Genomic DNA, 25,058 nt, shown 5'->3' with positions numbered 1-25,058 from the left:
TCATTAATTGAATGAATTAGCTTCTTTTAATTTTTGGAATCTTTTGAGGATTTTCCAATAGAAAGTAACCATTGCTCAAAATGCATTGTCTTATCACAGACCCAAAGGCGCAAGTTTCCACTATAGCCAAGGATTTTGGGAAATACATCGTATTACACGAAATGTCAGTGCCCTTCAAAAATCAACGACCGATGTGTTGCAAACCCTGCTTGTGCGCCGTCGCCGATGGCGAAGGTGACGCTGCCCATGGGGCGGGCTAGGTCGCCGCAGGCGAATACGCCGGGGACGGAGGTTTGTTTGAGTTCATCGGTTTTGATGTAAAAACCAATCGGACTTTCTGCAATTTCACAACCTAAATCCTGTGCGATGCGGTTTGAAGGTTGCGTGAGTGATGCGACAAATAATCCGGCTAATTCCACCAAGCGCCCATTGGCGAGTTTCACAATGATGGATTGCTCGCCCGCTATTTCGCTCACCGTTTCTGTCTCGATAGTCACACCGCGTGCGGCGAGTTGTGCGCATTGTTCTGCGTTGGGTGTGAAGCAATTATTGGTGAACAATGTGGTTGGGCCCCAATCGGGAATTAGCATGGCTTGATGGAAAGAGGCTTCGCTGATGGCGAGTACGCCCAGCTTGCCCTGATCCAATTCATAACCGTGGCAGTAGGGGCAGTGGAATACGGTTTTGCCCCAGCGGTCTTGCAAACCGGTGATGGCGGGAAGGTGGTCGCTCACACCGGTGGCGAGGATCAAGCGCTTGGCGGTGAAGGTGTTGTTGCCGATTTTGTTGTCAGCGGTAGTGACAGTAAAACGCTCGCCGGTTTTTTCAGCGGAATCGACCAAGCCTTGCAGCCAGGTCAGGTTAGGGTACTCCAGCAATTGCGCTTTGGCTTCTTCGGCGATGGCGCTGGGCGATTTGCCATCTTGCCCGAGCAAGCCGTGCGAGTGGGATGCAAAACGGTTGCGGCGCACACCGCCATCAATCACCAACACACGGCGACGGCCGCGCGCGAGTTGCAGTGCCGCGGCCATACCGGCGTAGCTGCCGCCAATCACAATCACATCGTAAGTTGTTTGCATGGTGTTACCTCACTCTGCATCTGCCGCATCATCAGCGGGAAAAAGGGAATGTTCATGGGTGCCGGAAAACCCGCGCGCTTGCATGCGCTGGTGGAAATCGGCGCTGAGTTGGGCGAGGGTCACAGTGCGAAAGCGCGCGAGTAACAGGGCTTCGGCCTCGGCAAAGGCATTGTTGAGCGCGTTGTTGACGGCCTCTTCCACCAAGCAACCGGGCGATTCGGTGCGGTTGCCCATCGCCAGTAATGTCGGCTCATCCAGCGCCTGGTAGATGTCGTGCAGGGTGATGGTGTCCAGCTCGCGGCAGAGTTTCCAACCGCCGCCGTGACCTTTCTCCGAGCAGACCAATTGGTGCTCACGCAGCCCGGCGAGTACCCGGCGGATCACCACCGGGTTGGTCTTCATCATTTTCGCCAGCGCGTCCGAGGTCATGGGCGTACCCACCTCGGCCATATGCAGGAGGACGTGCAGCACGCCCGAGAGTCTGGAATCGCGTTTCATGGATCACCTCTTATTCGCAGGATGTTACGGCGGAATTTCACGTAACCAAATCAGTTACGTGAAAAGGTAATCCATAAAATCGACTTATGCAACTTTTATTGTTACGTAAGTTAAATATTGTTGCTTAAGTTAAATATTGCTACGCAAGTTAAAAAGAGCAGTGATGGATAGCTGTCAGCCCGCCAAACGCTGCGCGTATTCCGCTTCCAAACGGGTGTGGGTTTTCCAGAATCCCTCCGGGGTTTTGCCTTCCAATCGATCGCGCAAAATATTGAGATGGGTGTGCCAGCCACCGGCGACACTCAGGCGTTCGTTGGCATTGGTGAGGCGGCGATGGGTGACGGTGAGTTTGACCTTGTCGTCCTGCCGGGCGAGTTCAAAACTCACTTCGGACTCCTCGGGCGAGCCTGCATTCCAGATATAACTGAGCAAGCGCAATGGCTCGCAGGCAGTCACTTTGCCCAGCATGGGCACATCGCCCGCGCAGCTGGCGTATTTGGGCGGCGGTATGTCGTGCTCGGGTGATAGCTCGGAATTGCGGAAGGTATGTTCCACCTGGCCGCCCACCTTCTGCTCCACATTACCCGCCGCCAACCAGGTGGCGCGCTTGTCAGAATCGGTCAGGTATTGCCACACCCGCTCAATCGGGCCGGGCAGCAGGCGCTCAAGGCGCAGGGTATCGGGGGCGGTCAGTACACCGTAGTCGTTCATCTTCAGCTCCTTTGGCATAGCGCCAATTATGGTGATGGGTTGACCCGGTAATACCGTATCCACCCGTTATTGATCCGTTTCGTTGTTTGCTAACTGATCTTCCGCCAGCAGCGCGGCGGTCAGTGCATCCAGCCGCTGGTTCCAGAATTGTTCGTAATGACGTAACCACTCGATACCGCCAAGCATCGGGCGTGCATCCAACTGGCAAGTGTGGTTGCGCCCCTGAATACTGCGCACCACCAAGCCTGCACTTTCCAGCACTTTGATGTGTTTGGAAATCGCCGCGAGGGTCATATCGAACGGTGCTGCCAGTTCGGTAATGCCACAGGGTGCTTGCGCCAGCCGCGCAATCATCGCCCGCCGCGTAGGGTCGGCAAGGGCGTGAAAGACGGCATCTAGCTGTTCAACTTGATTATTTACCATATGGTTAAGTATTCTCCCGATGCTAATAATTGTCAACCATTTGGTTAAATATAATCGCAATTGCACGTTGGGTCGAGCGATTCAAAGTTGAAGGGGGAAGTTTCAGGATGGGAATAGGTAAGCGCTGGGCGACAACGGAGAAGTTTCAGGGCACTGGCGTTTGAATTTAACCACCATCGTCACTCCCGCTTGCGGGAGTCCAGCTTGCCAATTAATCGAATGACCTATGGATCCCCGCTACGCGAGGATGACGTATTCAGGGTGAAACAGAGTTATCCGCTGACGATAGCGGCGAATAATGGCTCTGCTCCACCCAGTGCTCACCGGAGTAACGCGTGGTCAGGCTGCTGCCGGTGTTGATCCAAAAGGCGGTGCGGTTAAATTGCGCAGTGGGGTGATAATCCGGCAGAGTCGCCGCGAGTGGGTAGGGCGTACCGGTACTGAGGCGCGATTTCTGCGTCGCCTCCAGAATAAATTCCTTGCCCTCATGCACCAACACCACCCAGGCATGGCCGTCATTCTGGTGTTTACCCAGCGCCACGCGCGCATCAAATCCCATCTCGATTAACCAATCGGCCAACACAATGGCGTGGTCTTCACAATCGCCGTTAGACATATAAAACGCCTGTCGGCTGGTCTGCCACAGCTCTTCCTTTCCGTAGTTGAGGCTATCGAGCATGTAGCGTTTGCGCTTGGCGATTACATACAGCGGCATCCACACATTATCGACCGCGAAGGGGCTAAAGCCCTCAAGAAACGCATTCACGATATGCGCGCGCTGATCGAGCCCCGGCGCAATCGCAGTCGCGTTTTTAATTCCGTTCAGATGAAAAAAATACACACCGCCAATCGGCGCAGGGTTGCGTGGGTTTGGATTGTAACGTTGAATAAGCTCGCTGAGTTGTTCGCTGGTGTAATGGAATTGGGTTTGGTTAATCACCACCTCACCGGGCGCAGGGCCGCTGGTTTCCAAACCGGCAGGTATAACGGCATTCGCGCTCTGACTTTGCGCCAATAAATTTGCAATCGTCGGATCATCGCCACTGCGCCAATCGCGCAGCACAATCACAACCGCAATCCCCACCAAAATCTGGAGCAGACTGCCAAACGAAAAATTATTTTTATGTTTGCGGCTCATCCGCGTTTACGCCCTAACCTTTAAAACCAAAAGTCACAATCAGTGCAACAAACACCAGAATCGACGAAGCAAAAATCGCCACCGCCACATTCCCCTTTTTCAACTCTTCTTCAATGCTCATATTTTTCAGCAATTTTTCATCGATGATGAGTAACGCCTTCACACCAATAAAAAGCGCAAGCAATGTGTAAGCAAGGTTGATTGATAAGTTAACGGCGGTAGCGATAATAAAATCCCATTGCATGGTGTTTGGCCTTGGTGGTTATTAAAATTTTAGACAGAAGCGCAATTTAGTCTTTTGTAGGTTGGGCAGCAATGCCCAACATCTTCAGATTCGTAGCCCGTATGGAGTCTAGCAGAATACGGGAGCGATGCTTCGATTCAAGTCCTTATAGATCCGACCAGATTGCATCTATCAGTAATCCCGCATTTCGTTACACTCCATGCGGGCTACTTGCTTGTGTAACCATTTTTATTTTTGGGTGTGCGCTTTACTTTAATTGCAGGCCATATGAATTTAAAGCGCCGTATTGAATGGTTTTACGTGCGTCATCAATATCCTGAAGCTTTTCATCAAAAACCAATTGTTCATTTTCAGATGGTGCACTTAATGACATTTGCTCCAAGTACTTCTCATAGTGATTTAACGCTTCCCAAATAACATTGTATTCCTTAACCAAAATTGTTGGCTCAGCCATTTGCAACCTCCACTGCAGTCAATCGGACAACCCTAATTCTATCCATTCCCAATTCCTCTAAAAGAGCCAAGTAATCTTTCAGTGGCATATTTTTTTCGGGAGCTATCATAAAGTGCCCTTCATGGCCTGGTCTAAGATCTTTCACTAATTTTAAGCCAAGCGGAATATTTGCATGTTTCTTGATTCGCCAAACGGTTTTTCCTGGGCGCTTCATTATAGGTGTTAGATAATTAAAGGCAGAAAATCCATTACCATTAGCCTTTACTATTTCAACTCCACCGGTACTGTAAATCACAACATCGGTTCTTGCACGTTCTTCTGTAAACGCAGGCCAAGTTGAGTTTCCCATCCTGTATAAATTCTCTGTGAATTTAGCTACATCGTAAAAATACAAATCATCATTGTTAATCATATGTTCTCCTTGATTTGAGTTTGGTTTAATGAGTATTAACCTCCAATCCATAAGAATGGGTGTTTTTACTCGTATGTGATTTTAAGTTGCCCGTTAATCAAGGCGCGTGTGTTAAATCTCAAAACAGTGATGTGGTAATTACGGGAAAGCGATTTTCGGTTGTGAAGGAATATTGTGAGCTTTAGTGGTTATTTTTAGTTGGGGATTCGTTTTAGTTAAAACGTTAAAAACAAATCCATGTTTTTCTTTGAGTTATAGCTTCTTGCTTGCCGGACAATTGGATGTTTATAGAGTGATTTTTCTAGTGCAGAAGTTTTTATCCATGCTTTATCCTATCGAGTGTAAATAGTATGTTGCCATGCACATCGTTGATGATATTGCTATTTTCCTCAAATATTACAGGTATGTATTCTTTGAATTCTGAAACTGTACTAATTCTGTTGAGCAGTGCAGTTTGAACTGCAGTCTGGCATCTTGAAGCACTATAGATCATTACTTGGCTATACAGCTCTAATTCTTTCTTTGAGAAATCGACACTCCTAAAACCAGAATGGACTGATTCATTTCGAAATACTCTAATTTTGTCAATGACATCAATGATTTCACTATTCCAATAGGCATATTTAGGGTGGGCGGCCAACTTTGCAATAAGCAACTTTGAAATATCATTGTAATGTTTTCCGTTAGGAAAACCTAAAAACCAGCGAACAATTCCTTCAATGTTGTCGTTTTCTGATTCTTTTAGTAGCGCTTCAATTGCGAACCAATAAAATAGTGTTTTTAGTTGAATATTTTTTTCGTGTTTACTGTTTCGCACCCAGTGTAACGAACGTTGATAGCGTTCACTTAGTTCATTCTTCAGCGACAAGATATAATTCACAAAATCTCTTCTTTGAATTTCACCTTGCTGAACCATAAACGACATTGATGGTTCATATCCAATTTTATTTATTGGATGAATTTTCCCAGACTCTAGATTTTTAGTAAACCCTATATCTGACGTTTTAAAGTTTGATATTGCGAATTCCACAGATTTGAGATCAAGCACAGCGGAGAATGCATTTTCTGATAGTTCAATTGCTTCATGTATGCTGGCAGTATCAACAATAGTTGCTATCCTTGCGCAAAAAGAATACTTGTCAAAGTCTGCTCGATTATCTAAAGCAGATTTTTTTAGTGCATCTATTTCGTATTCAGAATCCGATGTATGCGACCTGAGCTCAACAGTTCCATATATTTGAGTAGAAGGCAAAGATATGCTGTTGTTGTCTAGTATTTTTAAAACTAAAAATTTACCCACATTTAACCTTTACAATACTAATTACTAATCTCTCAAGAGCAAGCTTTTTAATGTGCTGCATTCCGAAACTGTTTAATGTTAGTTTTTCTTTTTCTAGATATTTAATTAGAGTTATCGCAATATTGTAGTTTTTTAAGTTTAGGCAAGCTTCAATAATGGTATTTAAATATTTAATTTCTATCCGCTTTGATAGCAGAAACTCACAACACTCTTCGCAATCCTTATGATTATTTACAGAGAGATAATATTTCAATCGGAACCAAAATATTTCAACATCTTTGGGTTTTGAATCATACAAAAGCTTATCGAATTTACGCACTCCATCATTGTCAAATGTTGCTATTGATAGTGAATACCCTAGCCTAATTGTTTTTTCATGATTCGGTTTTTTATCGGAAAGTTTTTTAAAGTAATACTTGGCCTCAAAAAGCTTCCCATTTTTCACTAGGTAATCAATAAAGATTGTTAGTCTTTTAGCATATTTTTTGCTATCGATTGGCGTATCTCTGAAATTTTTCTCAATTGCGTCCAAATTTTAAATCTCTTTTAATTAATTTCAGGCAAGAGCTGTCTTTTTGAACTTCATTAGCTGCATGACTTCCGCAAAGAACAGCAGCTAAACCCCTATCGTTATTCATCTGTATTTCCTATCTCCATCCAATGGCGTAAGTTTCTACTATAGCCAAGGATTTGCAAAATACATCACATTACGCGTTACGCGGGGTTTTGAGGCAGGGGTTAATCGTCGCGGGTGAGGACTTCCAGTAGTTCGATTTCAAAGATGAGATTGGAATTGGGTTTGATGTGTGCGCCGATTTGGCGTTCGCCGTAGGCTAAATGTGCGGGGACGTGGAGTTTGCGTTTGCCGCCGACTTGCATGCCGATCAGACCTTGATCCCAGCCTTTGATCACACGGCCGGTGCCGATCACGCATTGGAAGGGTTTGCCTTTGCGGTGGGAGGAATCGAATTCGGTGCCGTCTTCGAGCCAACCGATGTAGTGGGTGGTGATGAGCGCGCCTTTGACAACGGCTTTGCCATCGCCAATTTGCAGGTCTTCAATGACGAGTTCGTTCATAGTGTTCAATGCGTTTAATTTTTTACCGAGCGGTAAAAAGAATGTGTTTTACGTGTTTTGGCGGTGAATTTTTACTGAGCGGTAAAATGTTTAGACGTGCCCGCGAGATTTATCGGCTCGCGGGTTGTTTAAAAAAGCTTAATTATCCAAATGCAGATATTCCAAAAAGGCGCGCTCCATGGCTTCCACATTGGGAATCACCGCTTCTTCGCCCGCCCAACTGACGTGCATTAATTCGTAGGGCTTGTTATCGGCATCTTCACGCTCGGTGATTTCCTCTTCGGTCACGCGCGCCAAACGCGGCAGGCCTTGGGTGAGTATGGCGATAAACGGCAGGGATTCGTGTTGGCCGGTGGTGTTGAGTACCGCAAAGCGGGAGCGCTGGGCGACACCGGGTTTGTCTTCGCCATTCATCACTTCAAACGAGAGCAGCGGGATGGTTTGTTCACGCCAGCTGCAATTGCCCAAGTACCACGCCGGTGCATCTTGCACGGGAATAACCTGGGATACGGGTACAATCTCGGCCACCGTCACGTTGGGCGCGAGTAGCTGACGGCCCTGCAGCGGGATGAGCAGGCTGGCAACTTCTTGTATTTTTTTCTCAATGCGCTGAGGTGCTCTCATGACGATGGACCTTGTCGATACTGTTCTTGTCGGTTGTTGGTAACCGGTGTTTGTTTCAATTGCGCCAGTGCGCGTGCCAGATATTCCGGTGTGCCGCTGAGGCTGATGCAGCCGGTCGCGATGGCCGATACGGGCATGGAATCGCTGGTGCAGTCATCGGGTGCTTGCGCCCAGGCTTTGCCGCCGACTTGCTTGAGCAGGCGGCAACTCGCCGCGCCATCATCACCCATGCCGGTAAAAATAATCAACCCGCTACGCTCGCGGTAAATACGCGCCACATTAGCGGCTATCTGGTCGATGGAAGGCGCATAACTGCCCTTCCAGGACTGCCCGTAATTCACCGCCAGAGTACCGTTTTCCAATACTTCTACCGGATCGCGCGCGGTCACCAGCGTAAGGCTGTTCGCCTCCAGCACTAACCCTTGTGTCGCCACCATCGCAGGGTAGTTGCCCGCGTTGCTCATCATGCGGTTGAGCGTGGCGGCCTGACTTGCATCAATATGCTGTACATACAAAAAGGCGATACCCAAATTGGCGGGCAGTTGCGCCAGAAACCGTTTTACTGCCGCGGGCCCTCCGGTCGAGGCGGCCAATACCCACAACTCATGGGCGGGATTGGTCTGCTGCAGGTTGATATCGCCCCGCAGCCGCTGCAACCGTATGCCGGTGCGGCGCAACCAGGCGTTGTGTTCTTCAGTGCCGGGCGCAAATTCGCTGCTGTCGCTGAGGATAATTGGCACCCGGCTTTGGGCGAATAACTGTTCCAGCAGCTGTTGTTCATCGCAGTAGTCTTCAGCGACATCCACCAGCCAGGCATCGACCCCTGATTCGGCCAGAGAACCTTGCCCGGCAAGGGCCTGGTTGGCCGATTCGGCTCCCGACAGGGACACGTAGCGCGCCACCTTATGGCCGGAGCGCGCGACCAACTGATCCAGCGCTTGCTGCTTGCGGATACTATCGATCAGTATTCCAAGTTGCAGCATAAGCGCCGCCTTACTTCACAGTTTTGCCGAGCAGCTCATGGATATTGGTGAGCAGCAAGTCTTCCTGATAGGGTTTGCCCATGTACTTGTTCACGCCCAGGCTGAACGCGCGCTCGCGGTGTTTTTCACCGGTACGCGAGGTGATCATGATGATCGGCAAGTCTTTCAGGCGCGAGCTGGTGCGGATATTTTTGGCTACTTCAAAGCCGTCCATACGCGGCATTTCGATGTCCAGCAACATCACATCGGGCAGATGATCTTGTAACAGTTGCAGCGCTTCCACACCGTCTTTGGCGGAGATCACGCGGAAGCCTTCGCGCTCCAGGAAGCGGCCGGTTACCTTGCGTACGGTTACCGAGTCGTCCACCACCATAATGGTTTTTTCCGACAGGTCTTCTTCGATAGCCGGACTGATGCGGAGCGGGTCGAGCTGGATGGCGTTTTGCAGACCGAGTGCCAGCTGTTCGCGGATCATGGCGTGCAGATCCAGAATCACCACCACGCTACCATCGCCCATTACCGTTGCGCCGGATACGCCGCGCACGGCACTGAACTGGGCGCCGAGGGTTTTCACCACGATCTCGCGCGAGCCGAGCAGACGGTCTACTTGCAGGGCGACGGTATGTTCGGCACTGCGCACCAGTACGACCGGCAAGGGCAACATTTGGCCATCGAGCTTCGGTTGGGCGTTGGAGTCGAGCAGGCTGCCGAGGTAGCGCACCAGATAGTTTTCACCGGCGTAATCGAAACGGGCGCTGTCATCCTGATAATAGTGCTCCAGCTCAAATGGGCTGACGCGTACAATACCTTCAATCGAGTTGAGCGGAATGGCGTAGAGATCATCGCCAATCTGTACCATCAAGGCGCGGTTCACCGATACGGTAAACGGCAGGCGAATGGTGAATTCGGTACCCGAGCCCCAGTTGGAATCGATAAACATGGCACCGCCGAGCTGTTTGATCTCGGAGTGCACTACGTCCATGCCCACACCGCGGCCGGAAATCTGGGTGACTTTCTCGGCGGTACTGAAACCGGCGTGCAGGATAAATTGGATTACATCCTGATCGGCCAGCTGCGCATCGGCCGCCATCAGCCCGCGTTCAACCGCTTTTTCGCGCACGCGCTTGAGGTTGATACCGCGGCCATCGTCGATCAGGCGGATAATTACATCGCCGCCTTCACGGCCAAGGGTGAGCAGGATGCGGCCATTCGGATTCTTACCGGCAGCGATACGCTCGTCGGGCATTTCAATCCCGTGGTCCACTGCGTTACGCAGCATGTGTTCAAGTGGGGCGACCATGCGCTCCAATACGGTACGGTCCAGTTCGCCTTCGACGTTATCCAGCTCGAAATCCACTTCTTTGCCCAGCTCGGACGCGGCTTGGCGCACGATCCGGCGCAAACGCGGTACCAGACGGGAGAAGGGCACCATGCGCGAACGCATCAGGCCTTCTTGCAAGTCGGTATTAATGCGCGACTGTTGCAGCAGCAGGGTTTCGGTATCGCGGGTTTTGTCCGCGAGGGTGTATTTCAAGTCCATCAAGTCGGAAGCGGATTCGATCAGCGAGCGCGACAACTGCTGCAGTTGTGAGTAGCGGTCCATCTCCAGCGGGTCGAATTCTTCGTGTTGCGCCATCTGCTCCTGACGGAACAACACCTGCGCTTCGGTTTCGATGTCGAGGCGGCGCAGCTGTTCCTGCAAGCGTTGGATGGTGGAATCCATCTCTTCGATGGCACCGCCCAGATCGCTGACTTGCTGCTCCATACGGCCACGGCTGATGGAGGTTTCACCGGCGAGGTTTACCAGTTCCTCCAGCAATTCAGCAGAGACTTTAACGACTTCTTGTGGGCCGCTGCGGCGCGCTGCCAAGTGCTGCACTTGCGCAGGGCCGGTATTGCCGGAGCGCAGGCCACCGCCGTACTCGGTGCCCGGAATAGCGCCCGGTACAACAGGTGCTGCGGGTTTGGCTTTGGGCGCAAAGGTGAGCACATTGGGTTTTTGGGTTGGGCTGCCGCTATCGAAATCGCCACCTGCTAGCTCGCGGGTGTTGTCCACCACAATGGTCGGCTTGTTGTAGGCCGGGAAGCTGTTTTCCTGTGCGGGAATCTGGTCGCTGTCGGCGTCTTCTGCCGATGCATCAATCTCATCGCCGCTGCTTGGCATATCGTCCTGTGCGACGGATTCAACCAGGTAGCTGTCATTTAATACGGGTAGTTCTTCTGATACCGGTAGCGCTGCGGTCGGCTCAGCCGGTTTGGTGTCTGCAAAAGCGGCTCCGTTCATCCGCGCCTGGGCGCGCTCTACACCGGAGTGCAAACGATCCTGATAACTGTGCAAACGGTTGAAGAAGGATTGATCGAGTTCGGCATCTTCATCCATCTCAATCAGGATGGTTTCAAAGTCGTGCGACAGATCGCCCAAGTCCATCAAACCGGCCAAACGCGCGCCACCTTTGAAGGTGTGCAATGAGCGTTTGAGCTGTTCTACACAGTCGCTATTGTTCCAATCGTCCTGCCATTCATTGAGCGAGCCGTCGATTTCTTCCAATAATTCGCTGGCTTCTTCGAGGAAAATCTCAACAATTTCCGGATCAAAATCGTCATCAACTTCTTTGTCTGCAAGGGACTCGGCATCGTCCTCTTCAACGTCTGCAACTAATTCCGGAGTCTGCGCTGCAGGCGCGTAACTTACTGCTTCTGCTGCAAATACAGGTTCTTCTAATTCCGGTTCGGTAATTAGCTCAATGGTTTCATCGATCAGCTCAACAGGTTCTTCATCAAGCTGTTCTTCAGGTTCCAAGCTTGCTTCAACCAATGGAAGATCATTTTCCTCGATGAGTTCTATCTCATCCACCAGTGGCAGAGATTCAAGGATGGTCTTTTCAAGGTTCGGTATCTGGTCATTGATCAGCGCACTCAGGGTGACCGCTTCGGTGCTTAACAGGTCATCCAGCGCATCGTTGACCGCATCGGGAATACCGTTGAGGTTTTGCCCGGCGGCGATGGCATCGACCATATCCAGCAGGGCTACGTGTACATGATTGAGGGTGTCGCATACCGACGGTGAACAGGCCAACTGGTCGGCGATGATCATCTCGTACACGCTGTGGATTTTCTCGCTCAGCTCGGCCATCGCTGGCAAGTAGGCGTGAGCAGCCGCTTTGGTGAGTTTGCCCAGTTCATCCATGACCGGAATCAGGTGTACCGCATCGGATGGATTGGCTGCCCATTCGGCAATAATTTTGTCTGCATCCAGCAGCAGGTTCATTTCCTCGGCCATGAAAATGGCGAGCAACTCAGGGTCTACCGGACGTTTTCCGCTTTCATCCAGCTCTTGCAGGCTGACCAGCGGGGCAATATGTATGTCGCGCAGCTCATGTACGCGGGCGATAAATTGATGCAGGCGCGGGATATCAACTGGCTGGCCTGCCTCGATCTGACGCAGTGCGGTTTGGGTGTAACTGACGGCATCGCGCAGTAATTGGAGGATATCGTCGTTAATATTGACGTGATATGAACGTAACTCCTTAACAAAACGCTCCAGCGGCGTGGCCAGTTCAGCCACTTGCGTGACTTCTGCCATGTGCGCGCTGCCCTTGAGGGTGTGCAGGGCGCGCTGCATGCCTTCACTGGGCGGCTCGTAAATCGGCGCTTCCGCTTCCATCCGGGCTATATATTCTTCAACCACTTGCAGGTGGGTGAGGGCTTCTGCGCCGAAGATGTCCCATAACTGGGCATCAGGGTCGTCCATATCCTCGTCGCCGGCTTCCTGATAATTGAAGTTGGCGGTCTGGTATTCGCTGTAGGCTTGGGTGAGCTGGGCAATATCGTGCTCATCAAGGGCGGCTTCATCTTCATCCACCAGTTCGACCTGGTCTTCCAGCGTAACGGGTGGTGCCAGTTCCTCGTCGCCATCAAAATCAATCAGCTCATCTTCACTGTTGCTGACATCGATATCCTCAACACTGGCCAAAGGCAAGTCAGCCAGTTCGATTTCGTCGTGTTGATTATTGGCATCGCTGTACTCATCCGCGATGTTTTCAAGGATGATGGCCGCGTCTTCTTCCAGCGCGAATTCGGCTTCTTCCTCTCTTTCCAAGGCTTCATCAGCCAATTCCAGCGGATGCTCATCAATAGAATCCGGTTCTGGCACGGATGCTGGACTATCGCCCATTTCTTCGAGCAGCGTTTCCGGTGTAATACCTTGAGCAAGTGAGTGAGCTTGTTCGCGATAGCGTTCGGCTAAATCGGCGTGGGCGTAAGGCTGGTTGTCGCGGAAGGCAGCGATCATCCCGGGTAGCAACTGACGTACTTTTTCAATGATATGCACGTGCACAGCACTGGCGATAATGGTGTGGTCAAGCACGCGGTTGAGCATGTTTTCAATCGACCACGCCAGTTCGCCAATCTCGTTGGCACCTACCATGCGGCCGCTGCCTTTCAGGGTATGGAAAGCGCGGCGGAATTCGGTGAGTGCCTCGGTGTTATCAAAATTCTGCGCCCAACGGGGGAAATATTCGGCGATCGTTTCAGTGGTTTCTGACGCTTCTTCGATGAAAATTTCGATGATTTCATCGTCGATGTCTTCATTATCGCGCTGGATAACCGGTGCGTTATTGGTGGCGATTAAATCGGGCTCTGATGAGCTGGCAGCGATCTCAACCGCTGTTTCAGGTTCGTCTTCTGCATCCTCAATTACATCAAGGACAGGTAGGGATTCTTCAGCACTGCCATCTTCAACGAGATGATCCCCGGATGTGTGTTCCGGTACAGCCTGGGCGTAGATAGCTTCCAGTTGGCCGGATTCTTCGGTGCTTGCACCTTCGTCATCTGTGGCAACGCTGGCACTGCCATAAGCGGCGGCCAATTCCGCTTCATCATCACTGCTTTCAGCCATCTGACTGTGATCGTCAGCATATGCTGCTGCGCTTGGTTCAAGTGCAGCAGCAGGTTCCGATTTAGTCGTTTTAGCCACGGCATAGCCGAGGCTGGCTACGCTGTCTTCTGCAACGCTCAGCAGCAGGTCATTTTCTTCTTTGCGCCCGCCGCTGCTCAGACGTTCCAGATAATACTCAACGCTGGTAATCGCATCGGCGAGGGTATCCAGCGTAGACCACTGGGGTGTCGCTTCCTGTTCAAGTAGCTGCTCTTCGATAAAACGGGCGCAGGCACCCAGAATACGTGCCGGGCGCGGCAGCGGGATGATGTCCAGGCCGCCACGGATCTCGCGCAGGGTAGTGGGCACGGTTTGCAGATGCTGGCGGTTCCACTGGGAGGCGATGTATTCAATGATCGCGTCTTTGGCATGTTCAAGACCATTGCGCGATTCGCGCAGCACCGATTCTTTGGCGCGGCTTAAGGTAATGTCGGAGTCATCGCTGTTACCGGTATCGACACTACCGGTTTCGCTCAGACCATCGAGCGCGTTTTCAATCGAAATCAACTGGCTGGCAATCGCCAACAGTTGGTCATCAGTCAGTTGGCTGTTGGATTCAACCACCAGATCCAGTGCGGCACCCTGTTCAAGAATGCGCTTGCGCAGATCGCCCAGGCCAAGTACGGCCATGGTATCGGCAACCCGTTTGACGATAGGCAAAGCATCGCCCAGCGCGGCATGGGTGTCGCCACCGGCAAGGCAGATATCCAGGCTGCTTTTGATCAGCGCCAATTCTTCTTTGAGTGCGCCCACGACGGAGCGCATGGCTTCGGCATCAGGCACCGAGAGCATATTTTCAGTGTCTTCGCCGCCTTCTTTGCCTTCCAGCAGGGCTTCTTCCAGCTGGTAAGTCTCGTATACCCGTTGCAACTGGGAGTTGGGCGGGAAACCAGGGGCGTGTTTACCGGCGCGAGCGACGTAGTAGAGCAGGTTTTTAATCAGCTCATCGTTGGTGAAACTGTTGAGTGCTTTGATACCGTGCACGGCGAGCACTTTGATTTCTTTATCGAGCTGGCGCAGCAAGTTTTTCACTGCAACGCTGATTTCAATCGCATCGATTTCAATCGCTTCAACCAGCGCGAGCGATATGTCCCAGAGTGCAAAACGCGCGGTGCCATGCGTTAATTTTTGCAGGCGCGAAAAGGCTTTCTGCAGGTAGGCAAGGTTTTCTTCCGGATTGACGCCGCGAATAAAACCCGAGGCGGCGTACTGGTACATCTGGCGCAGTTTGAGCACCATCGCCTGGAACTGCACGTTGTCCTGGGTAACGGGCAAGCGCGCACCGCTGACTTTTTTAGCAGGGGTCAGGTTGGGGACGAAGAGTTTGGTATCGGTCAGCAAGCTTTCGCCGCGGACTGCGCGCAAATCATTCAGAAGCGGCAGCACCACTAACGGATTGTCTTTGCGGCTGGATTTTACTTGTTCAAGGTAGAGCGGGAATTGCAGGATGGCGCGCATCAGCACTTCTTGTGCTTCGTTGCTGTTGGCAACTGTACCGGCCACCATTGCCTGGGTGAGTTGTTCCATTTCGCTGGCGAGCATGGCTGCGCCATAGAACTCCACCATCTGCAGGCTACCGTGAACCTGATGGATATGGGTCAGGCAAAAGCGGATGCGGGTGGCATCTTTGGGATTTTCAACATAGCTTTCGAGGGCTTGGCGCGCTTCTTTCAGCGTCTCACTGATCTCATGGATCAACCAATCCAACGCGGCAAAATTGCGATTATCTGCCATGCAGAACGTTCCTCTATGTGTTCTCGTTGTTATCGTTCTTCACGAACGTAAGCCTGCACTTGATCATCGCCAGTGCGCTGCATTTTCGGGTGTTCCCAATCCACCACTTCACCCAGACCAACAATCAATAACCCGCCTGGTTTCAGGCGCTCGGCCAAGGCATTCAACACGTCGCGACGCAACCAGCGCCGGAAGTACACCAACAAGTTTTGGCAGAAAATCACATCCACACTGACCTGCGGTAGCTGGCGTGCATGGATGATATTGGCATGGGTAAAACACACGCGGTCGCGCAGCTTGCTCACTACCTCGTAACTGCCATCGGTACAGACTTGCAGGTAACGCTTTACTTCATCCGGCTTAACCTGTTCTACCCGGCGCTTGCTGTAACGGCCTTTACGGCCAGTCGCCAGTGCTGATGAGCTGATATCCATTGCGGTAATCCCGTAGTAGGGATTGATCGCTGCCAACTCAAAACAATCATTGACTACCATCGCCAGGGAATAGGCTTCTTCCCCTGTCGCACAACCCAAACTCCAGATATCAAAGCTGGTATTTAGTGCATGGTTGTTTATTTTTTGTTGTAAATAATTGCGCACATACTCAATCGATTCGCGGTGACGGAAAAAGCTGGTTTCCTTAACAGCGATACGATCAATCAGGCGCGACCATTCGAGTTTGGCTTCAATCGTTTCACTGGATATGAAATTGAAATAGGCATCGTAGTCTTCATAGCCTTGGTCGCGCATACGCGAATTCATCTGCGATTCCAACCAGGCCTTCTGTTGAAAAACCAGTTGGATACCCGTGCGCTCTTCCAGCAGCTTGCCCCATTGGAGCATCTGGTCTTCGGTGAGTGTAGGTAGTGTTCGCAGTGACCAGGCCATAGGTACTATTTACATCGTAAGCAGTGATGCCAGCGGTGCTGGCATCACTGGCTTATCAGGCTTTTGATGTGTTAGCAAAGATGTCGTCATCGGGCAACAGCTCGTCGTCCAGATCGATAACGTCAGTGCTGTTGTCATAGGAGCTGTTTTCAAAGTCCATTGCCGGCGTGCTGGCCATGGCTTTGCGTGCTGCATTGGCGCGACCTTCAGACATATCCTCTTCTGGCAGTTTGAAACCAGCTACGGATTCACGCAGATCGAGGGCCATTTCGGCGAGGTTACCAATCGACTGGGCGGTAGCAGAGGTACCGGCAGAGGTTTGGGTAGTAATCTCTTGAATAACATTCATCGTGTTGGAGATGTGACCCGCCGACGATGCCTGTTGGCGCGCGGCGTTAGAAATGTTCTGGATCAATTCCGCCAAGCTTGACGATACGTTTTCAATTTCTTCCAGTGCCACACCCGCATCCTGTGCGAGGCGCGCACCGCGCACCACTTCAGAGGTGGTTTGCTCCATCGAGATTACCGCTTCGTTGGTATCGTTCTGAATGGTTTTTACCAGCGCTTCGATCTGTTTGGTTGCTGCTGCGGAACGTTCCGCAAGGCGTTGAACTTCGTCCGCTACCACCGCAAAGCCGCGGCCCGCGTCACCGGCCATCGATGCTTGAATTGCCGCGTTAAGTGCGAGGATGTTGGTTTGGTCCGCAATGTCGTTAATCAAGCTAACGATGTCACCAATCTCTTGTGACGATTCACCGAGGCGTTTAATACGTTTGGAGGTGTCCTGGATCTGCTCACGGATGGTATCCATGCCGTGGATAGTGTTCTGTACCACTTTCGCGCCGTTGCCCGCGATGGATACCGCGCGCTCCGCTACCGCTGCCGATTCGGCGGCGTTTGCAGATACCTGGTCAATGGTGACCGCCATTTCGTTTACCGCGGCAGATGCACCGGCGATTTCTTGCGCCTGGTGTTCAGAAGCTTCGGCAAGGTGTAATGCAGTTTGCTGGGTCTCTTGCGCCGCCGCCGATACGTTTACCGCGGTTTCGTTAATGCGTGCTACCAGAATACGCAGCTGGTCGATGGTGAAGTTAATAGAGTCCGCAATCGCACCGGTAAAGTCCTCGGTTACGGTCGCGGTAGTGGTCAGGTCACCGTCCGCGAGGTCGGCCAGTTCGTCGAGCAGACGCAAAATCGCCGTCTGGTTACGTTCGTTGGTTTCGGCGGTTTCGTCCGCGCGGCGACGTGCGCCCATGTATTGGTTAAAGCCTAATACGAAGAGCGATACCAGCGTAATACCCGCAAGGCCAATAAGAGTCGCGTTGTTGATAATCGGGTGCTCTTTGGTGGAAATTTTATCGGCAATAGTGGCCAAGCCCTGCAAAAGCTGCGGGGTATCATTCAAGAGTGCGTCAGATGCCTGACGGGCGCGGGTCAGAGTAGTAGAACCTTCCACCATCTCCTGGATTGATTTATTTACGCCTTCGAATAGTTGGGTAATTTGCTCAAGGCTCGCGCGCGCTTGTGAATCGGATACACGGGTAATACGCAGGGCTGGATCGCCATCTTTCATCGCGGTAAGTACACGGGCATAGAAGTTGGCGTCGCGGTTAAACTGGTCTGCTGCATCACCTGAGTCGGTGTCACCGCGCAGCATCTTGTCCACGTTACGACCGATACGCTCAGCGCGCCATGAGAGCAGCTGGGCTTGGATCGCCTGATCGGCAGGAGCGCCGGATTCGAGCAGGATATCCACGATGTTGTTGTGCTCAGTCTGCAAGGTAGGCAGGTTGTCGTTCAGGGTTTTACCGACATTATTGAGCGATACAATCAGGTCTTTGTTAGTCGCAATGGCTTGGGCGTTGGTTTTTACACGGTTCCAGATAGCGCCAAAGTTATCGAACTCGGCACTCAGTGTTTCGCGGGTGCGTTCATCGCTCGCGCGCAACATATCCCAGGTGCTACCCATGCTTTCTACCACGCTGGTCAGCTCACCGAAGGCAGCTTCATCACCGGATGTGGCATCGCGTGACAACGAGGTCAAGCGATAGGCTTGCGCACGCAAGTCGCCCGCTTGTTGCAGGTAGCGTTGGTCATTGCTTTTGCCCTGGTTGATCAGGTAGAGCAGTACCAGGGCAGCCACAAACGAAACCACCAGCAAGACCGCGAAAAAGATCGTCGTCGGTTTTGCCTTGAAGGTGGCAATCTTTGAATCAGTTTTCATCTAAGCACTCCTAACCAGCGTTCGGTTTTATTTTTTCTTCCACTGCGCTTTTGCGTTATGCAGAAAGCGTGCGTTTGACTCTCACTGCCCGTGATCGGGCTTTGTTCAACTAGGTTTTTGCCGCATTGGTAAAACGTGGATCTTCTGCCAATAGTGCCGGTCGGAACAGTGACCAGCGCTCGCTTCCCTGTGGGTAACTACCGGTGACAAATGGCAAAATATTGCTTGCTACGGCTCCTGCCTGTTCGCTGTATTCATCCATGGGAAAATGTTGCATACCGAAAACCTGATCGACGATCAGGCCTGAGTACAAGGTTTCGGTTTCAAGGATCAATACCCGGCGGTGTTTGCGGGTACCGGTGAGGCGATCGCCAAAAAACATCGCAAGATCAAACAGCGGAAGTAACCGACCGCGGACGTTAGCGACACCTTTCACCCAAGGCTGTACACCGGGCAAGTGGGTGTGGTTGGGTACTTCCAGCATCTCGGATACTTCTCCAATAGGCGCTACGAAATAATTGCCCATGAGCGAAAAGCCAATACCGCTCCAATGGGGGCGTATATCCGCCTGTGCTGGCAGACCGCGTGCAGCAGCGCGGCTGCGCTGTGCCAACGTAAGCAAAGCCTGAAAGGCGGCCTGTGGTTCTGACATATTCCTATCCGTACCTGTCGTACATCAACACGCGCAAGCGCAAGCGCTTTATGGTCGGTGATAGATGTTTGTTGTTATTGTTGCGCGTGTCCCTGCTGAACTGCCCATGCCGGATGACCGGTTGATCCTGTAATTAATCTACAAACTAGCGCAATACTTCGGCCATAGCCGCCATCAATACTTCTTGTGTGATTGGTTTGGATAAATACGCCTTCGCCCCTTGGCGCATGCCCCAAACCCGGTCTGTTTGCTGATCTTTGGTGGTGACGATAATGACCGGAATATGGGCAGTTTCGGGGGTTTTGGTCAGTTGGCGTGTCGCCTGAAAGCCATTAAGCCCAGGCATCACCACATCCATCAGCACAAGATCAGGCAGTTCTTTCTGTGCCAGAGCGATGCCAGCTTCGCCATTATCGGCGGTCATCACTACATGGCCATTTTTTTCCAGCATGCTGGTCAGCTTGTAGGTTTCAGTCGGTGAGTCGTCAATAATCAATACTCTGGCCATAATCGCTCCAAAAAACAAAAAGTTTTCCGCGCTATTGCGGTGAATGTGAGACAGTCCTTTGGAAATCAGTCCACGCTGCTGCCAGATCCGTCGCCGCCAAATACAGTGAGCGGATGGCAACAGCCAAAATCCGGATGTATCCCGTCAAGAGGCTTTCAGGTGTTTGACGTGTGCTTCAATAGCGCCGAGTAACTCGCTTTTGCTAAAAGGCTTGGTGAGATACTGGTCGGAGCCGACAATGCGGCCTTTGGCTTTATCGAACAGGCCATCCTTACTGGATAACATGATGACCGGAGTGGTTTTGAATTCGCTGTTATTTTTGATCAGGGCACAGGTCTGATAGCCATCGAGGCGTGGCATCATGATGTCCACAAAAATAATATCGGGGCGGGTATCGGCAATTTTTGCCAGTGCATCAAAGCCGTCGGTGGCGGTAATTACCATGCAGCCCGCTTTTTTGAGTAGTGTTTCAGCCGTACGACGGATGGTTTTACTGTCGTCTATCACCATCACTTTGAGGCTTTCGTAAGTTACTTCCATACTCTGACCTTGCCTTTTGTTATTGCCGCAACAGGGTGTTATTACGGCTGCCAGATATACACGTTTAGTTGATTGAAGCCTGGCGTTGAGCCAGTATTACGCGAAGTAGTCACTTGTCGGCGAGTGTCAAAATAACGCCATTAGTGAAACCGAACTTTTAACACAGTTTTTAAGGTTACGCCATAACTAGTTGAATATATGAGCAATCCGTACCGCTTTTCAATTTTTTAGATCGCTTTAATCTGTCGGTTAGCTTCTTGCTTTAATTGTTATCAGGACTTAACTTTAGCCCGCCCTTGTTGTCTGGGCAAATTGTGCCCCGGACATTATTTTCAGAGTAAATTTTATGGCTATTTCCCTTGGCGTGGTGATGGATCCTATTGCTGATATCAAGTTCTATAAGGACACAACCCTGGCGCTCTTGCTGGCCGCACAAGAACGGGGTTGGGATCTGCACTATATGGAGCAGTCTGATCTTTATCTGTTACAGGGTGAAGCACGCGCCAATATGCGCAATTTATTCGTAGCTGATAATGGTGATAGCTGGTTTGAGCTGGGTTTGCATGAAGATCGCAAACTGGGCGAGCTGGATGTGATCATCATGCGCAAAGATCCTCCCTTCGACAACGAGTATATTTACAGCACTTATGTCCTTGAGGCTGCGCAGCAGCAGGGTGCTTTGGTTATCAATGATCCGCGCAGCCTGCGCGATTGCAATGAGAAAATATTTGCCACCCAATTTCCCCAATGTTGCCCTCCGGTATTAGTCAGCCGCGATATGCTGCGCCTGCGCGACTTTCACAAACAGTATGGCGATGTGATATTTAAACCGCTCGACGGCATGGGCGGCAGCCGGATTTTCCGCTGTCGTCAGGACGATCCTAACGTCGGCGTCATTCTGGAAACACTTACAGAATTCGGCATCCAGACAATTATGGCGCAGCGTTACATCCCTGAAATCCGCGATGGCGACAAGCGTATTTTGGTCGTCGACGGTGAGCCTGTCCCTTATTGTTTGGCGCGTATTCCTGCCCAAGGCGAAACCCGCGGCAACCTGGCAGCGGGCGGTACCGGCGTCGCCCAGCCGCTCACTGACCAGGACTACTGGATTGTCAGCCAAGTGGCACCCGCGCTCAAAGCCAAGGGTTTGATGTTTGTCGGTTTGGATGTGATTGGTAACTATCTGACAGAAATCAATGTCACCAGCCCCACATGTGCGCGTGAAATCGATAAGGCGTATGGCACGGGAATTGGATCACGGCTAATCGACGCCATAGAGCGTAAATTGGCGGCGCGTTAATTTACTCCGGCCGCCCGCAGGATAGGCCAGACACCAGAGCAGTTGTGCATGAATCAAGCCCTTGCAGTGGAACAAGAAAACCTGTTGGTACCGCCGGTCGATACCGGCGACCGACTCAGTTTTACGTTTTTTCTGGCGATTGCGCTGCATGCTTTTGTGATTCTGGGTTTTACCTTCAAACTGCCTGACCATAACAATACTTCCCAGACGATCGAAATTACGCTCGCCACCCATAAGTCGCAGCGTGCGCCTGAACAGGCGGATTTTCTCGCCCAGCACAATCAACAAGGTAGCGGTACTCTTGATGAAGCCAAACAACTGGCCACTGAGCATCAGGCAGAATTTGCCGATACCCAGGTGCGTGAGGTCAACCCGATTCCGCAACAGCAAGCCGCCTCAAAAGAAAAAATCAAAGACCAGCAGTTGCTGACAACCACTGCAAAATCCACACAGGTGGCGCAGGTCAAATTGAATTCGGATGAGCGCGAAGAGCGTGAATTCAACGATGCCCAGTTCAACACACCATCAAAATACGATGCAGAAATTGCCAGCCTGCAGGCAAAGCGCGATCTCCAGCGACAGGAGGCTGCCAAGCGCCCGCGTTTGCGTGTGCTCAATTCGGTATCCACCAAAGAATCCTTTGATGCCAAGTACCTGAACGATTGGAGCAACAAGATTGAACAGGTGGGTGACCGCAATTATCCGCGTGAAGCACTTAATCGCCGCATTACTGGAAACTTGCGTTTATCGGTGATGATCAATCCCGATGGAACCATCTACGAGATCAAAGTATTGCAGTCTTCCGGGCAGCGTATCCTCGATGATGCGGCGCGCCAGATTGTCCGCCTGTCTGCCCCTTTTGCCCAATTCCCTCCGGAAATCCGCAAGCATGCGGACCGCTTACAAATTATCCGTACCTGGCGGTTTGAAATTACCGGCAAAGACTCCACCATCACTACCTCCGCCAATTAATGATCCACCAATTAATTTAGGTCTGATGCTTGTTTTAGCCCCACCAGGCCTCATACTGAAGTTATGAACTCAAAACCCATAACCACTGATATCAATGAGCTGACACCTGGCAGCCTGCGCGATCATTTTTTGATTGCGATGCCAGGTTTGAATGACTCCTCTTTTGCCCACACAGTAACCTATGTTTGCGAACACAGCGACAAGGGTGCGATGGGGGTGGTAATCAACGCCGCTACGCCCATGCTGCTCAAAGAGATTTTTTTGCAAATGGATCTGGATGACTTATCCGACCAAGGCGATCAAATGGTCATGAGCGGTGGCCCGGTACAACCCGAGCGCGGTTTCGTATTGCACACCAGTGATGTCAAATGGCAATCCACTCTAGAGGTTTCACCGGATATTTCCCTGACGGCATCGCGCGATATTATTGTCGCCTTGGCAGAAGGTCGTGGTCCCAAACAATGTTTGATTGCCTTGGGTTATGCCGGGTGGGGTGAGGGGCAATTGGAGGCTGAGATTGCAGCCAATAGTTGGCTTACCGTTCCTGCCAATAAAGACATTATTTTCAATACGCCTTTGGAGCAACGCTGGGCATCAGCGGCGCAAGTGTTAGGCATTGATGTTAATTTAATTGCCAGCACACCAGGCCACGCGTAATTCTGCGCAACAACGACATTTCTTATTGAGCTCATTAGCGCACCTTCGATGATAAAAACCCTTCTTGCGTTTGATTACGGCACTAAAAATATTGGCGTTGCATCCGGCCAAACAATTACCCACTCGGCCAATTCGCTTGCGCCACTAAAAGCCAAAGACGGTATTCCCGACTGGACACAAATTGAAAAATTATTAGCTGAATGGAAACCCGATTTGGTATTGGTGGGGCTGCCACTGAACATGGACGAAAGCGAAAGTGAACTGAGCACACGCGCGCGAAAATTTGCCAACCGCATTCACGGGCGTTTTGGTGTGAAAGTCGAAATGGTCGATGAGCGTTTAACCAGCTTTGAAGCAAAAGGCGAAGTGATGAGCCGGGGTGGATCGCGCGATTACAAACATAATCCGGTGGATTCGATTGCTGCGCGCTTAATTTTGGAAGGTTGGTTTGAACGAAATCAAAGTGTTTAGTTTCCCCTGACCCCTCTTTATCAAAGAGGGGCATCTGCTCCTCCTCCCTTTTGTAAAGGGAGGCTGGGAGGGATTTAAAACATCTTGCCGCGATTATTCTGCTCGTCGCTTTGAATCGATAAACTGTCTGCAGCGTGCGATAAATAATTGGCATCGGTCTCGGAGCCGAGTTTAATCATCAAGCGCAAATCGTTAGGTGAGTCAGCGTGTAGTAGCGCATCTTCATACGTAATTTCGCCATTGTCATACAGTGCATAAAGCGCTTGGTCAAACGTCTGCATACCCAACTCTGTTGAGCGCTTCATCAATTCTTTCAACTCAGACACTTCGCCTTTGCGAATTAAATCTTGTGCAAGCGGGGTGTTGATCATAATTTCCAAACACGCACGGCGGCCGTTCCCATCCGGTGTTTGAATCAATTGTTGCGCAACAATCGCTTTTAAATTTAATGACAAGTCCATCCACAATTGGCGATGGCGATCCGCCGGGAAGAAGTGAATGATACGGTCGAGTGCCTGGTTGGCGTTGTTGGCGTGCAGTGTACACAAACACAGGTGACCGGTTTCCGCAAACGCAATGGCGTGATCCATGGTTTCGCGCGAGCGCACTTCGCCGATCAAAATTACATCGGGCGCCTGACGCAAGGTATTTTTCAGCGCAATTTCAAACGATTCGGTATCAATACCCACTTCGCGTTGGGTGATAATGCAGCCCTGATGTTGGTGGATAAATTCAATCGGGTCTTCAATGGAAATAATGTGGCCTTTGGAATTTTGGTTGCGATGACCGATCATAGACGCGAGTGAGGTAGATTTACCGGTACCGGTCGCGCCCACAAAAATAATCAGGCCGCGTTTGGTCATTGCCAATTCTTTTACGATTTCGGGCAAACCCAATTCATCAATTTGGGGGATTTTGGTCTCAATGCGGCGCAGTACCATGCCCGCGAGGTTGCGCTGATAAAATGCGCTCGCACGAAAACGCCCAATGCCACGTGCGCTCACTGCAAAGTTGAGTTCTTTTTTGTCCAGAAATTCAGTGCGCTGTTTTTCATTCATTACACTCAGCACCAACTCGCGCGCTTTTTCCGGCGCGAGTGGAGTAGCTGTCACAGGAACAATTTTGCCGTGGACTTTGATCGACGGTGGTACGCCGGCAGTAATAAATAAATCCGACGCGCCTTTTTCTACCATCAGGGACAATAACCGATCAAAATCCATAACAATGCACCTTA

General features: G+C 51.0%; 24 protein-coding genes. 4 read left to right on the top strand and 20 right to left on the bottom strand.

Annotated features, from left to right (window positions below; genetic code table 11):
• Positions 1 to 164 precede the first annotated feature (164 nt).
• The 19 genes from B2739_RS06375 to pilG form a co-directional block, all read right to left on the bottom strand.
• The gene (locus B2739_RS06375; RefSeq protein ID WP_331345022.1) at positions 165 to 1,079 is read right to left on the bottom strand and encodes an NAD(P)/FAD-dependent oxidoreductase; all 915 of its coding nucleotides are present in this window, start codon (positions 1,077 to 1,079) and stop codon (positions 165 to 167) included.
• Between the two features lie 9 nt (positions 1,080 to 1,088).
• Complete coding sequence (locus B2739_RS06370) at positions 1,089 to 1,577, bottom strand: Rrf2 family transcriptional regulator (protein ID WP_331345021.1); 489 nt, start codon at positions 1,575 to 1,577, stop codon at positions 1,089 to 1,091.
• A gap of 174 nt (positions 1,578 to 1,751) precedes the next feature.
• The gene (locus B2739_RS06365) at positions 1,752 to 2,288 is read right to left on the bottom strand and encodes an SRPBCC family protein (protein WP_331345020.1); all 537 of its coding nucleotides are present in this window, start codon (positions 2,286 to 2,288) and stop codon (positions 1,752 to 1,754) included.
• Between the two features lie 66 nt (positions 2,289 to 2,354).
• Complete coding sequence (locus B2739_RS06360) at positions 2,355 to 2,711, bottom strand: metalloregulator ArsR/SmtB family transcription factor (RefSeq protein ID WP_331345019.1); 357 nt, start codon at positions 2,709 to 2,711, stop codon at positions 2,355 to 2,357.
• Positions 2,712 to 2,967: 256 nt separating this feature from the next.
• A complete protein-coding gene (locus B2739_RS06355; protein ID WP_331345018.1) occupies positions 2,968 to 3,849 on the bottom strand; it encodes a transglutaminase-like cysteine peptidase in 882 nt (293 codons plus the stop codon).
• Positions 3,850 to 3,862: 13 nt separating this feature from the next.
• Positions 3,863 to 4,093, bottom strand: coding sequence for a DUF350 domain-containing protein (locus B2739_RS06350; RefSeq protein ID WP_049631419.1), 231 nt, complete (start codon positions 4,091 to 4,093; stop codon positions 3,863 to 3,865).
• 247 nt (positions 4,094 to 4,340) lie between these two features.
• Positions 4,341 to 4,547 (bottom strand): hypothetical protein, encoded by a 207-nt coding sequence (locus B2739_RS06345; protein WP_331345017.1) that lies wholly within the window; start codon positions 4,545 to 4,547, stop codon positions 4,341 to 4,343.
• Positions 4,540 to 4,959: a hypothetical protein gene (locus B2739_RS06340; protein WP_331345016.1), complete on the bottom strand. Its 420-nt coding sequence runs from the start codon at positions 4,957 to 4,959 to the stop codon at positions 4,540 to 4,542. The genes B2739_RS06345 and B2739_RS06340 overlap by 8 nt, the downstream gene beginning before the upstream one ends.
• 316 nt (positions 4,960 to 5,275) lie before the next feature.
• On the bottom strand, positions 5,276 to 6,259 hold the full coding sequence (locus tag B2739_RS06335; RefSeq protein WP_331345015.1) for a hypothetical protein: 984 nt from the start codon (positions 6,257 to 6,259) through the stop codon (positions 5,276 to 5,278).
• Positions 6,252 to 6,791 carry a hypothetical protein gene (locus B2739_RS06330; RefSeq protein ID WP_331345014.1) on the bottom strand — a complete coding sequence of 180 codons (540 nt, stop codon included), beginning with the start codon at positions 6,789 to 6,791 and terminating at the stop codon, positions 6,252 to 6,254. Before B2739_RS06330 ends, B2739_RS06335 begins: the two co-directional genes overlap by 8 nt.
• Before the next feature lie 206 nt (positions 6,792 to 6,997).
• Positions 6,998 to 7,336 carry an FKBP-type peptidyl-prolyl cis-trans isomerase gene (locus B2739_RS06325; RefSeq protein WP_331345013.1) on the bottom strand — a complete coding sequence of 113 codons (339 nt, stop codon included), beginning with the start codon at positions 7,334 to 7,336 and terminating at the stop codon, positions 6,998 to 7,000.
• Between the two features lie 138 nt (positions 7,337 to 7,474).
• Entirely contained in the window at positions 7,475 to 7,960 is a 486-nt protein-coding gene (locus B2739_RS06320; RefSeq protein WP_331345012.1) for a chemotaxis protein CheW, read from the bottom strand.
• Positions 7,957 to 8,943, bottom strand: coding sequence for a chemotaxis protein CheB (locus B2739_RS06315; RefSeq protein WP_331345011.1), 987 nt, complete (start codon positions 8,941 to 8,943; stop codon positions 7,957 to 7,959). The genes B2739_RS06320 and B2739_RS06315 overlap by 4 nt, the downstream gene beginning before the upstream one ends.
• 10 nt (positions 8,944 to 8,953) lie before the next feature.
• Entirely contained in the window at positions 8,954 to 15,613 is a 6,660-nt protein-coding gene (locus B2739_RS06310; protein WP_331345010.1) for an Hpt domain-containing protein, read from the bottom strand.
• A gap of 29 nt (positions 15,614 to 15,642) precedes the next feature.
• Positions 15,643 to 16,500: a protein-glutamate O-methyltransferase CheR gene (locus tag B2739_RS06305; protein WP_331345009.1), complete on the bottom strand. Its 858-nt coding sequence runs from the start codon at positions 16,498 to 16,500 to the stop codon at positions 15,643 to 15,645.
• Positions 16,501 to 16,555: 55 nt separating this feature from the next.
• Complete coding sequence (locus B2739_RS06300; RefSeq protein ID WP_331345008.1) at positions 16,556 to 18,724, bottom strand: methyl-accepting chemotaxis protein; 2,169 nt, start codon at positions 18,722 to 18,724, stop codon at positions 16,556 to 16,558.
• A gap of 109 nt (positions 18,725 to 18,833) precedes the next feature.
• Complete coding sequence (locus B2739_RS06295; RefSeq protein ID WP_331345007.1) at positions 18,834 to 19,376, bottom strand: chemotaxis protein CheW; 543 nt, start codon at positions 19,374 to 19,376, stop codon at positions 18,834 to 18,836.
• A 145-nt stretch (positions 19,377 to 19,521) separates the two neighbouring features.
• Positions 19,522 to 19,884 carry a twitching motility response regulator PilH gene (gene pilH / locus B2739_RS06290; RefSeq protein ID WP_331345006.1) on the bottom strand — a complete coding sequence of 121 codons (363 nt, stop codon included), beginning with the start codon at positions 19,882 to 19,884 and terminating at the stop codon, positions 19,522 to 19,524.
• 144 nt (positions 19,885 to 20,028) lie between these two features.
• Positions 20,029 to 20,424: a twitching motility response regulator PilG gene (gene pilG / locus B2739_RS06285; protein WP_007639219.1), complete on the bottom strand. Its 396-nt coding sequence runs from the start codon at positions 20,422 to 20,424 to the stop codon at positions 20,029 to 20,031.
• A gap of 346 nt (positions 20,425 to 20,770) precedes the next feature.
• Here pilG and gshB point away from each other — a divergent pair, with 346 nt between their 5' ends.
• The 4 genes from gshB to ruvX all read left to right on the top strand — a co-directional run bounded on the left by gshB (position 20,771) and on the right by ruvX (position 23,824).
• Entirely contained in the window at positions 20,771 to 21,724 is a 954-nt protein-coding gene (gene gshB, locus B2739_RS06280; RefSeq protein WP_331345005.1) for a glutathione synthase, read from the top strand.
• Between the two features lie 48 nt (positions 21,725 to 21,772).
• Entirely contained in the window at positions 21,773 to 22,696 is a 924-nt protein-coding gene (locus B2739_RS06275) for an energy transducer TonB (protein WP_331345004.1), read from the top strand.
• A 63-nt stretch (positions 22,697 to 22,759) separates the two neighbouring features.
• Positions 22,760 to 23,353, top strand: coding sequence for a YqgE/AlgH family protein (locus B2739_RS06270; protein ID WP_331345003.1), 594 nt, complete (start codon positions 22,760 to 22,762; stop codon positions 23,351 to 23,353).
• Between the two features lie 48 nt (positions 23,354 to 23,401).
• Positions 23,402 to 23,824: a Holliday junction resolvase RuvX gene (gene ruvX, locus B2739_RS06265; RefSeq protein WP_331345002.1), complete on the top strand. Its 423-nt coding sequence runs from the start codon at positions 23,402 to 23,404 to the stop codon at positions 23,822 to 23,824.
• 74 nt (positions 23,825 to 23,898) lie between these two features.
• On the opposite strand, the gene B2739_RS06260 is transcribed toward ruvX, so the two are convergent.
• Positions 23,899 to 25,044 (bottom strand): PilT/PilU family type 4a pilus ATPase, encoded by a 1,146-nt coding sequence (locus B2739_RS06260; protein ID WP_331345001.1) that lies wholly within the window; start codon positions 25,042 to 25,044, stop codon positions 23,899 to 23,901.
• Positions 25,045 to 25,058 lie beyond the last annotated feature (14 nt).

Origin of the sequence: Cellvibrio sp. UBA7661, assembly GCA_002483365.1 — a bacterium.
Taxonomy (GTDB): Bacteria; Pseudomonadota; Gammaproteobacteria; order Pseudomonadales; family Cellvibrionaceae; genus Cellvibrio.
This window is presented reverse-complemented; position numbering and strand designations above follow the sequence as displayed.